This window comes from Pseudomonas sp. 06C 126 (assembly GCF_001855215.1).
Classification (GTDB): domain Bacteria; phylum Pseudomonadota; class Gammaproteobacteria; order Pseudomonadales; family Pseudomonadaceae; genus Aquipseudomonas; species Aquipseudomonas proteolytica.
Window position 1 is genome coordinate 1 of record NZ_MIFU01000129.1, and the last position, 10,348, is coordinate 10,348.

8 protein-coding genes are annotated in these 10,348 nt (G+C 60.8%); 3 read left to right on the forward strand and 5 right to left on the reverse strand.

Annotated elements, in window-relative coordinates:
* Positions 1 to 245 precede the first annotated feature (245 nt).
* Both rimI and BHC62_RS24185 read right to left on the reverse strand, forming a co-directional pair.
* Complete coding sequence (gene rimI / locus BHC62_RS24180) at positions 246 to 698, reverse strand: ribosomal protein S18-alanine N-acetyltransferase (protein ID WP_005784514.1); 453 nt, start codon at positions 696 to 698, stop codon at positions 246 to 248.
* On the reverse strand, positions 691 to 1,443 hold the full coding sequence (locus BHC62_RS24185; protein WP_070996413.1) for an energy transducer TonB: 753 nt from the start codon (positions 1,441 to 1,443) through the stop codon (positions 691 to 693). Before BHC62_RS24185 ends, rimI begins: the two co-directional genes overlap by 8 nt.
* Positions 1,444 to 1,671: 228 nt before the next feature.
* Between BHC62_RS24185 and mksB the strand changes: the two genes are divergently transcribed.
* From mksB to mksF, 3 genes are read left to right on the forward strand one after another with little or no spacing between them, the layout of a single operon-like run.
* Positions 1,672 to 2,946 (forward strand): Mks condensin complex protein MksB, encoded by a 1,275-nt coding sequence (gene mksB, locus BHC62_RS24190; RefSeq protein ID WP_070996414.1) that lies wholly within the window; start codon positions 1,672 to 1,674, stop codon positions 2,944 to 2,946.
* Positions 2,936 to 3,643 carry an Mks condensin complex protein MksE gene (gene mksE / locus BHC62_RS24195; RefSeq protein WP_029295831.1) on the forward strand — a complete coding sequence of 236 codons (708 nt, stop codon included), beginning with the start codon at positions 2,936 to 2,938 and terminating at the stop codon, positions 3,641 to 3,643. The genes mksB and mksE overlap by 11 nt, the downstream gene beginning before the upstream one ends.
* Positions 3,640 to 6,480 carry an Mks condensin complex protein MksF gene (mksF, locus tag BHC62_RS24200; RefSeq protein ID WP_029295833.1) on the forward strand — a complete coding sequence of 947 codons (2,841 nt, stop codon included), beginning with the start codon at positions 3,640 to 3,642 and terminating at the stop codon, positions 6,478 to 6,480. Before mksE ends, mksF begins: the two co-directional genes overlap by 4 nt.
* A gap of 101 nt (positions 6,481 to 6,581) precedes the next feature.
* On the opposite strand, the gene BHC62_RS24205 is transcribed toward mksF, so the two are convergent.
* The 3 genes from BHC62_RS24205 to BHC62_RS24215 are packed head-to-tail and all read right to left on the reverse strand — an operon-like array spanning position 6,582 to position 10,147.
* Positions 6,582 to 8,885 carry a PqiB family protein gene (locus BHC62_RS24205; protein ID WP_070996415.1) on the reverse strand — a complete coding sequence of 768 codons (2,304 nt, stop codon included), beginning with the start codon at positions 8,883 to 8,885 and terminating at the stop codon, positions 6,582 to 6,584.
* The gene (locus BHC62_RS24210) at positions 8,878 to 9,501 is read right to left on the reverse strand and encodes a paraquat-inducible protein A (protein WP_029295837.1); all 624 of its coding nucleotides are present in this window, start codon (positions 9,499 to 9,501) and stop codon (positions 8,878 to 8,880) included. The genes BHC62_RS24205 and BHC62_RS24210 overlap by 8 nt, the downstream gene beginning before the upstream one ends.
* Positions 9,488 to 10,147: a paraquat-inducible protein A gene (locus tag BHC62_RS24215; protein WP_070996416.1), complete on the reverse strand. Its 660-nt coding sequence runs from the start codon at positions 10,145 to 10,147 to the stop codon at positions 9,488 to 9,490. Before BHC62_RS24215 ends, BHC62_RS24210 begins: the two co-directional genes overlap by 14 nt.
* Positions 10,148 to 10,348: the final 201 nt, after the last annotated feature.

A 10,348-nucleotide genomic window follows, 5' to 3' on the forward strand; every position in this document is an offset into this window, starting at 1 on the left:
GAGCAATGCCTGACTGCGGGCATGCCGAGCCTAGGCGAGGCACCGAGTGGTGGGGCAAGAGCGCTTTGGTTACTTTCGCGCTCTTCGAAAGTGACCCGCTGTAAGAGCGGAACCTTAAGTGGCCGTGATCGCAGCAACGGATATGTACACACACCAAGAAGATAGTTGTGTAGATACCTATGCTGCGATAGCGATGGTGAATTCAATACCGCTATCGCTGGCAAGCCAGCTCCTACAAGGGGTGTTTAGTCGACCAGGGTGCAGGCCATGACGACGGCGTCTTCGCGACCACCGACGGCAGGGTAGTAATCGCGGCGACGGCCGATTTCGTTGAACCCATAGCGTTCATACAGGCGAAATGCGCCGGTATTGCTGTCGCGCACTTCGAGGAAGCATTCCCGGGCGCTGGCGGCATAGGCACGGGACATAAGGTGTTCCAGCAACGCCAGGCCCAGGCCGCGGCCCTGGTTTTCCGGTTTGACGGTGATGTTCAGCAAATGCGCTTCATCGAGGATGATCTGCACTACACCGTGGCCCACCTGCTGCTCGCCTTCGAACATCAGCCAGATCTGGTACTTGCCCAGCCCGTCGAGAAAGATGCCACGGGTCCAGGGGTGGCTGAACGCCGCATATTCGATTTTCAGCACCGCGTCGAGGTCAGCCTCGGTCATCGGGCGAAAGGATAAAGCCTCACTCATCGGTTGTTTTCCAGCGCGCCATCAGCCGGCGCATGGCTTGCCAGACATCAGCCTTACGCTGTGGCTCTTCCATTAATAATTCCAGGCCCGGCAAGGCCCACACCGAACCCAGGCCGTCGACCTGCAGCTCGCGGTACCAGGCCTCGGCATTCGCCTCACCGGCAAACCGCACGGCGGGCAGGCCGATCAGCCACAGGCACACGCAGGGTTCATCTTCCAGGCGGGCCGAAACAAAGCCTTGCACGAAGTCGCGCGCGGCGTCCGGCCCCTGGTCCATATTGCCGCGCACCAGCAGCGGCCAGCGCACGGGCTCGCCGACAATCTGCGGGCTGTCGGGCAGGCCGGCGGCGCGCAGCATGTCCTTGAGCAGCAGATAGGCAGGATCGCGGGCCTGGAAACGTTCGCCGGTCGGCAACTCCACCAACAACAAACAGCGCCCGGCCCGCAGCAGTTGCAAGGCAAAACGCGGTGGCGGTACGACCGGAGCCTTGGCGACCGGCGCCGGGGCATCTTCGGCCACTGCGGCGACCTTGGGCGCCATTGATGGGCGCGGCACTTCGATCTTGACCCGCTCCGATGGCCGCACGGACGCTTCAGCCGCGGGCTTGACTACCGCAACCGGCGCCGCCGCTTCTTCGCCCGAGGCAGCGAACGGCTCGAACGGTTCCAGCGCTTGCAGCAGTTCGGGCCGCGACGGGGCGGCAAAGGGCAATTCGGTGCGCGGCAGCCAGTTGACCACCTGCATGGCGGTCAAGTAAGCGCGACGTCGGGACTCGATAAGCAAGGCTCGGCCACTTGTGGATAACTAAAGAGCGCAGATTCTACCGCCCTTCGGCAACGATCGCCCACCGTTGATGCTTTTCTCTGCATTCCTGACCCTCCATCGCGAAGGCGCCCTGACCGGCTGTGGATAAATCCCGCGCCTGATGCAGTACAATCGCCGCTTTTAATCGCCAACCAGCCGGCCATTCCGATGATCGAACCCAAGCGCGTCTTGCGCGCCCTCGCCGAACACTGGGCCCTGCTTGAGCCACTGTGCGAACACTTCGACCAAGGCACCCTGAGCCTTGGCGAACTGCGCGCGCAACTGGCCGCCCAACAACTGGACAGCACGCCACAGGACATCACCAGCCTGCTGGACGTGTGGATTCGCCTGGATATCCTGGTGCCTGTCGCCAAAAGCCCGAACCGTTTCGAGCTCAATGCGCAGATCCATGACTTCCTGGCCTATCTTCGCAAGGAGCACCGGCTAGGCCTGTGCCTGGAAATCGAAGCCTACCTGCGCCATCTCGAGCGCCTGGCCGGCTATATCCAGGACGCCTTCGACATCCGCGACGGCCATGACCTGGCCCGCCAACTGCGGTTGTTGGACATGCGCGTGCGTGACGTGCTGAAAAAACTCGCCAACGACGAACAGGCCCTCGCTGCCGTGGCCGACCGCGCCAAGACCAGCGACCGACAGATCCCGTTGCGCCAGCGCTATGCCGAGGTCCTGGCGACCTGGGATGAGTACGTCGAACCGATGATTCAACTGGTGAACGCCGACGGTGCCTTCGAGCAAGGCGTACGCAAGGTGGAGAACGTGCTGCTGCGCATGCTCACCGAGCAGCAGCGCCTGGGCCACCTGGTGGATGACGACATGTTGCTGCGCACCCACGCGCGCATCCTCGAAATGCAGACCAGCGCCCAGTTGACCTTGCGTCACGCCCGCGAACTGCTGCTGCCGCTGCGTGAAGAAGCACGCCGGCACAACGCCGTGACCCGTGGCGCAGCGCTGGCCCTGTCGGCGATCCGGCGCAAGGGCCTGGACGCGGTGCCGCAAGCGGCGATGCCGATGTTTACCCGGCCGCAAAGTACCTTCCTGGGCAGTGCCAGTCAGGTCGAGGCCTACGTGTATGCCCTGGCGAACTTCGAACCTAAACCGGCGCGCTTCCCCAAGGCGCACAAATCCCATAAGGGCGAAGCCCAGCGTGCGCCGCGTACGGTCAAGGAGATGCTGGAGCGTTGCGAAGACGCCCTGCCGATGCCGGACCTGATGACCTGGCTGCTGGAGCAGGAACCGGACGGTGCCACCGACGAATTGCTGTACTGGTTCTCGCGCCTGTCGCGGGAGAAGCGTTTCAAGCGCGAGCGCCTGGAACGCCAGGATTACCATACTCACGAGCACCAGGTCAGCCTGCGCTCATTCGCCCTGCTCCCGGCCAGCGACGCGGCCGAGCACTCTGCGAGCACACCTCATGCATCTTGATCTATCCGAACTGTCCCAACTGGCGCCGATCTTTCGCGAGTTGTTCAAGGGTTACCACGTCAGCCGCCGCGACCCGGAGTTGTACGCGCAATTGTCGAACTTCCAGGACCAGTACCGCACGCTGTTCAAGGCCCTGGGCTTTGAGCTGGTGTGCGATACCCGTGGTTTCTACTACTTCGTGCCGGACACCGCCGTAGCCGCCGCGCAGGTGAACAAGACCGCACAGCGCCTGGCACTGTTCACCTTCATCATCGTCGAGCACCTGGCCGATCAGGGCCGCGACCCGATTGCCGTGCTGGATGGTGGCAGCCTGGGCCGCGATGAGTTGCCCTCCTTGCTGGAGAAATACCGCGACCTGTTTATCCAGGCCGAAGTGCAGACCCAGGAAGAGCTGGAAGAAAAAATCATGCGCCGCATGACCCAGCTCGGCTTTGCCAGTGAAGATAACGGCGTCTACCGGTTCCTGCCGCCAATGCATCGTTTCCTCGACGTGTGCCTGTCGGTCCAGGCCGACCGCGACCTGGCGGCCAGTGTACACAGCGTGCTGCCGTTGCCGGCGCCGGTGATCATCGACGAAGACAGCGATGAAAAACTGCTGCAGACCGATGACCCGCTGGACCTCAGCGAGTTTGAAACACAAAGCGAGGAAGACGCCCTGGCCCGCGCCATTGCCGAAGAACAGGAGACCGATGCATGAGCAAGGAACGCTACGGCATTCGCCGCTTCGCCCTATTGAATACCGCCGGCTACAGCCTGGGCCTGTTCCCGCTGGAAGAGCCGCTGTCGGTGTATGGCGCGAACAACCTCGGTAAATCGGCTTCGATCAACGCCTTGCAGTTCCCGATCCTGGCGCGCATGTCGGACATGAGCTTCGGCAAGTACACCCTGGAACAGTCGCGACGCTTCTACTTTGCCACCGACACCAGCTACATCCTCGTCGAAGTGTCCCTGCCCCATGGCCCCCACGTGATCGGCGTGGTCGGCCGCGGCCCGGGCGGCGGTTTCGGTCACCAGTTCTTTGCCTACGCCGGCAAGCTGGACCTGGCCCACTATCAGAAGAACGACACCTGCCTGCGCCAGAAAGAGCTGTTCACCAACCTTGAGCGCGAAGGCCTGAAAGCCTATGAGCTCAAGCCCGATGAACTGCGACGTTTGCTGGTGGGTGGCCATACTTCGATCCCGCTGGACCTGACCCTGATTCCGCTGCGCTCCACCAGCGAGCAAAGCCTGAAGACCTTCCGCGCACTGTTTATCAACCTGCTGCACATGCGCGAAATCACTGCGGCCAAGCTCAAGCAACTGTTCCTCGATGCGTTCGAGCACAGCCTGCGCTCTGGCAGTGTGGATTACATCGCCGCGTGCGAAGAAGCCTTCCGCGATGTGCGGCGCATGGAGCAGGACTACAACTCCCTGGTCGCCGCCGGCCCCTTGGTCGAAGCGTTGGCCAATGGTGTGAAACAGCGCGACGTCCTGCGTGGCAAGCTTCACCGTTTGTCGCCGTTGCTCGATTCGTTGCTGGGCACCTGGTCGGACTACGCCAGTGCGCGCAAGGAAGAGCTGACAATCCAGGCCGAACACTACCGCAACGAGCAGGATGCGCTGCAGAACGATCAGCGCGGTGGCACCCAGGAACTGATGCGCCTGGAGCGGGAAATCAGCGGCATCCAGCGCTGGTTGGGCGAGTTGTCGGTGCTCAAGCATCGCTTTGCGCTGGTGGATGACGTCAAGGTCCTGGAGCAGCAACTGCTGGCGGCCAAGGATGCGCACGACGAACTGGCCGGCGCCCTGGCGCAGTCGCGACAGTTCAGCGCCGAGGATCTGGATGAGCGCCTGCGCGACCTGGAAAAACGCCTGAAATCGGTCAAGCAGCAACTCGATCACGCCGACAACAACAGCTACGCCAAACTGCGGGAAGAATTCTCACAGCAAGACGTCGAGCGTCTGATGCGCCTGTTCAACAGTTCGCTGTTCAGCCTGCCGCTGGGCGAACATGGCATCACCCTGGATGAAGACGGCCAGTGGGTAAAATCCCTGGAGCTGATCCTTGATGGCTTCACCGGCGAGCGCTTTGAAGTGCCGGGGCTGTCCATCGACATCTCGCATATCGAGCCACCTGCCCTGCAAGCCTTGGCGGATCGTGCGGCATTGCGCGACCAGAAAGAACGCCTGGAAAAAGAACTCAAGCAACTCAAAACCCAGCAGGCGGTAGCGTCTGACCGGGCGGCGAGCAAGACCCAGACTGAAGCGCTGTACCAACAAGTACTGGATGCGCAGAAAGCCCTGGAAGACTTCCGTCGCAGCCAGACCCTGAGCGCCGAGGAAGGCGAAAAACTGGAGCACCTGGCGCAAATGGAAGCCGCGCAGGACGAGTTGAAACGCTCCAGCGATGCGTTTACCGAGCGCGTCCAGCAGCTGTCGGCCAAGTTGCAGCTGGTCGGCCGGCAAATCGGCGATATGGAAGCCAAGCAACGCACTTTGGATGACGCGCTGCGCCGTCGCCAGTTGTTGCCGGCTGACTTGCCGTTCGGCACGCCGTTCATGGACCCGGTCGACGACTCCATGGACAACCTGCTGCCACTGCTCAACGACTATCAGGACAGCTGGCAGGGTTTGCTGCGCGCCGATGGCCAGATCGAGGCGTTGTATGCCCAGGTGCGCCTCAAGGGCGTGGCCAAGTTCGACAGCGAAGACGATATGGAGCGTCGCCTGCACCTGTTGATCAACGCGTACGCACACCGTACCGACGAAGCCCTGACCCTGGGCAAGGCACGCCGTGCGGCGGTGACGGATATCGCGCGGACCCTGCGTAATATCCGCAGCGACTACGACAGCCTTGAGCACCAGTTGGCGCTGTTCAACCGCGAGATCAACAAGCGCCAGGTGTCGAACCTGCAAAGCTTCCGCATTGTGCTCGCGCCAAACAAGGAAGCGCTCAAGCATATCGACCAGATCATCCACAGCGCTGGTCAGTATGAGGAAGGCGAGACCCTGTCGGTGTTCGACCTCAGCCAAAGCGCCGAGCAGGACAACAAGAACGAAGAGGCCAAGGAATACCTGGCGCGCCTGGTCGCCGCCAACCATAACCAGTTGGGGCTCAAGGATCTGTTCGAGTTGGCGTTCGAGATCACCAAGGTCAATGGCCAGCCGGTGATTCACACCGACATCGATGGTGCCGCGTCCAACGGCACCACCATGACCATCAAGGCGCTGACCAACATGTACTTGTTGCTGCACTTGATGGACCGCGACCAGGCCGGTCGTGTGCGCCTGCCGTACTACCTTGATGAGGCAGCGGATATCGACGAGAAGAACCAGGCAGCCCTGCTGGAAACCAGCCTGCAACTGGGCTTCGTGCCGATCCTGGCCAGTGTGAAGCCGCAGGTTTCCGCCCAGGTGGCGATCGACCTGGAAGGCGGCAGCGGGCCGAACGGGATCTACATCGATGAGGCGGACTGGAAGTACATCCGTCGCCATGATGTGGTGAAGGCAACGGTGAATGTGCAGGCGGACGAGCCGGAGTTGGATGAGGTCTGACCGAATGCTGCACACCTTGTAGGAACTGGCTTGCCGGCTCCTGCGAAGCAATAAAAAGGCCGCGATCTTTTGGATCGCGGCCTTTTTTGTAGCTCCTGGATTTATTTCCCCAGGGGGATCTTCGGCGCCCAGATCAGCCACTCGTCTTCAAACTTGTCGAACAACGGGAACGTCTGCTCAGGCAGCGCCGGGTTGCCCATGCGCTCGCCGTCTGGCGTGGCAAAGGCGATCCCGCCCTGAATCAGGGTTTCCAAGGACTCGGTGCGTACCGTCGCGCCTTTGAACAGACCGAAGTCCAGACCAAAGCCACTGCTGTTCCAGAAACGGCTGCCACTGCGAACCAACGGTGCGTACTTGGGCTCGATCAGCACATGGATCAGCACGCGATCAGCGGTCTTGCCCAGCTCGTATCCAGTGACCTTGCCCACGGTGACTTCACGGTAGGTGACCGGTACGCCAACTTTCAACGAACCACGACGGGCGGCGCTGAGCACCAGGCTCAAGCCGGCCTCCTGCACATTGGTCTCTGGCGGCTGGGCCAGGGCCACGAAGTTCTTTTGCGGGCCGGTGCTTTTCACCGGTGGCAGAACTTCGATGTACTGGCCTGTGACCAGGGTTTCCAGGTTGGCGGTTTTCATCAGGCCCAACTCGGGCTTGACCACCCAGAACTGGCTGCCGGCGCGGGCGATCCGCTCAGGCACTTCGGTGATGCGTGCGCTGAGCATCACCGACTGCATGTCGGCGCTCAGGTCGACGCTTTCAATTTTGCCCACGTCCAGGCCTTTGAAGCGGATCGGCGTGTCGGTGCGCAGGCCATCGGCGCGGTCCACCTTGATGGTGATCAGGGTGCCGCGTTGGCTGGAGGCTTCATGATCGGCAAACAGGCGGAAACGTGGAATGCGATTTCTCAGCGGCACATTCGGCTCAGGGGTTTCAAAGGCGATACCACCGGCCATCAGGCTTTGCAGGGATTCGCTTTTGACCTGGATGCCGCCGGTGAGTCCACCGGTGAGGGTCACGCCACTGGCGTTCCAGAAACGCGTCGAGCCGTTGACCAGGCCTTCGTATTCCTTCTCGATATGCACGCCGATCACCAGTTGCTTGCGCTTGCGCGAGAACTGATAGCTCTGTACCGAACCGACCTTGACCTGCTTGTAGAGGATCGGGCTGCCGACCTCCAGGGAGCCGAGGCTCTCGGTGAGCAGAACCAGGTGCAAGCCTGGGGAGCGCAGGTCCAGCGGTGGCGCCTTAGGCCGCGCGACAAACTCGCGTTGCGGGCTGGCGCCTTTGTCGCCGGGACGGATGGCAATGTAGTTACCCTTGACCAACGCTTCCAGGCCAGTGATGCCCGCCAGGGAAATGGACGGCTTGACCACCCAGAACTGGGTGCCTTCCACCAGGTAGTCCTCGGCCAATGGGTCGAGGGTCAGGTCGGCGCTGGCGCTGGACAGATCAGAGTCCACCTTCAGAGCCTTGAGGCTGCCGACCTGGATACCTTTGTACATCACAGGTGTGCGACCTGCCTGCAGGCCCTCGAAGTCACTGAGCTTGACCTTGACGCGGATACCCGCGGCGGCGGCATCGAAGTCTTCGTAGAGGCGGAACGGCAGGCTCGGATCGGTGGGCGGGCTGTCCTTGCGATTCTCTGGCGTGGCGAAGGCGATACCACCGGAGACAATGCTGGCCAGGGACTCGCTGCGCACTTTGACCCCGGACAGGTTGGCGTCGATGCTGATGCCGCTGGCATTCCAGAAGCGCGTATGTTTGCGCACCAGGCTGGCGTAGGTCGGCTCGATGTAGATCTTCACCTCGACGGTGTTCTGATCGGCGGACAGCAAGTAGCTTTTGACCTGGCCGACCTGGATCTGTTTGTAGAACACCGGGCTGCCACGGTCGAGCGAGCCGAGCCGCTCGGCCTTGACGGTCAGGTGCAGGCCGGGCTTGGCGTCGGATAAAGGTGGCTCTTCGGAGAGCGCCTTGAACTTGCGCGTAGGCTCGCCGTCGCCAGGGCTGGCAGCGATATAGTTGCCCGAGACCAGGGTTTCCAGGCCTGTAATGCCAGCCAGGCTGACGCTTGGCTTGACCAGCCAGAAGCGCGTATTGGCCTTGAGGTACTGCTCGACATCCTTGTTCATCTCGATGGTGGCAATCACCCCGCGATTACTGCCCTCATCATCCAGGGCCAGGGTCTTGACCTTGCCCACAGGCATGCCTTTGTAGACCACTTCTGTCTTGTTGACCTGGATGCCTTCGCCGCTCTCAAAGCGAACCTGGATCTCGATGCCCGTCTGGCTGTAGGCACGCCATCCGAGCCAGCCGCCGATCACCAGGGCGATCAAGGGCAGTACCCATATGGCCGACCAGTTCGAAGCGGGGCGGGTTTTAGCCTTTGGCAAATCAGTCATGGTCGTCGTCCGACTCCGTGTTATCCCAAATCAGTCGGGGATCGAAAGTTACTGCAGCAAGCATCGTCAAAATCACCACACTGGCGAATGCCACGGCACCGAGATTGGCCTCGATACTGGCAAGTCGCCCAAAGTTTACGACCGCAACCAGAATAGCGATCACGAAAATATCCAGCATGGACCAGCGGCCGATGAATTCGATAAAGCGGTACATGATAATGCGTTGTCGGGCAGAAAGCGGCTGGTGACGCTGCACCGAGAACAGCAGCAGCGCGATGCCTACCAGCTTGAAGGTTGGTACCAGGATACTGGCAATAAACACCACGGCGGCAATCGGGAACATACCGTGCTGAACCAGTTCGATCACGCCGGCCATGATCGTGCTCGGCGCGCCCTGCCCCAGGGAGTTGACCGTCATGATAGGCAACAGGTTAGCCGGGATGTACAGAATTGCCGCAGTAATCAGCAATGCCCAGGTGCGCATCAGGCTGTTCGGACGGCGAGCGTGGACCAGCGCGCCGCAACGGGTGCAGGTTTGCTCGTCTGTGTCCGGGTCTTGCCTGTTCAATTCGTGACATTCAGTACAGATCAGAATGCCAGCATCAATCGCCCGCATGTTCGTCCTCCCCGGACAACGCTTGCCAGATCTGTTGAGGTGACATGACTACCTCCAGCAGCACCTGGACCATCAACAGGCTGACAAAACAGGCCAGTCCCAGGCCTACGCTGAGGGCGGCCATGTCGGCCAACTTTACGATCGCCACCAGCACGCCCATCAGGTAGACCTCAAGCATCCCCCAATCGCGCAGATGGTGATAAATGCGGTACAGCAACAGGCCGTAGTTGCGGCCTACGTTCCAACGAATGCTGAGCAAGACCGCCAGTTGGCACAGCAACTTAAGCAATGGAATGCCCATGCTGCACAGGAACACCACCACGGCCACGCCTTGCATCCCGGTATTAAACAGGGCGACTACGCCGCTCCAGACCGTGTCTTCAGAAGACTGCCCGAGTAGATTGAGCTGCATGATGGGTAGAAAGTTCGCCGGGATGTACAACAACAGCGCCGCGATCACCAAGGCCAGGCTGCGCTCGACGACATTGTAGCGGTGGGCGTACATCTCATAACCACAGCGCGGGCACAGGGCCTTTTCACCGTGCGCAAGTTCTGGCTTGCGCATCAGCAAGTCGCACTCATGACAGGCAACCAGGTCCTCCAGAGGTAGGTCGGACACCTGAGGGGTATCAACCGGGTCGGACATATAGGGCTCTAAGTCTAAAATGATCAGGCGTCTATTCTAGTGTTCTGGCTCAGAAATAACTGTGCAAATTTGTCGGGGTGAACAGTGGCGATATGCCAGAACCTTTTCTACCGCCCAAAACAAAACCCCAACTGCTTTCGCAATTGGGGTTTCGGAATTTAATCTTGACGATGACCTACTCTCACATGGGGAAACCCCACA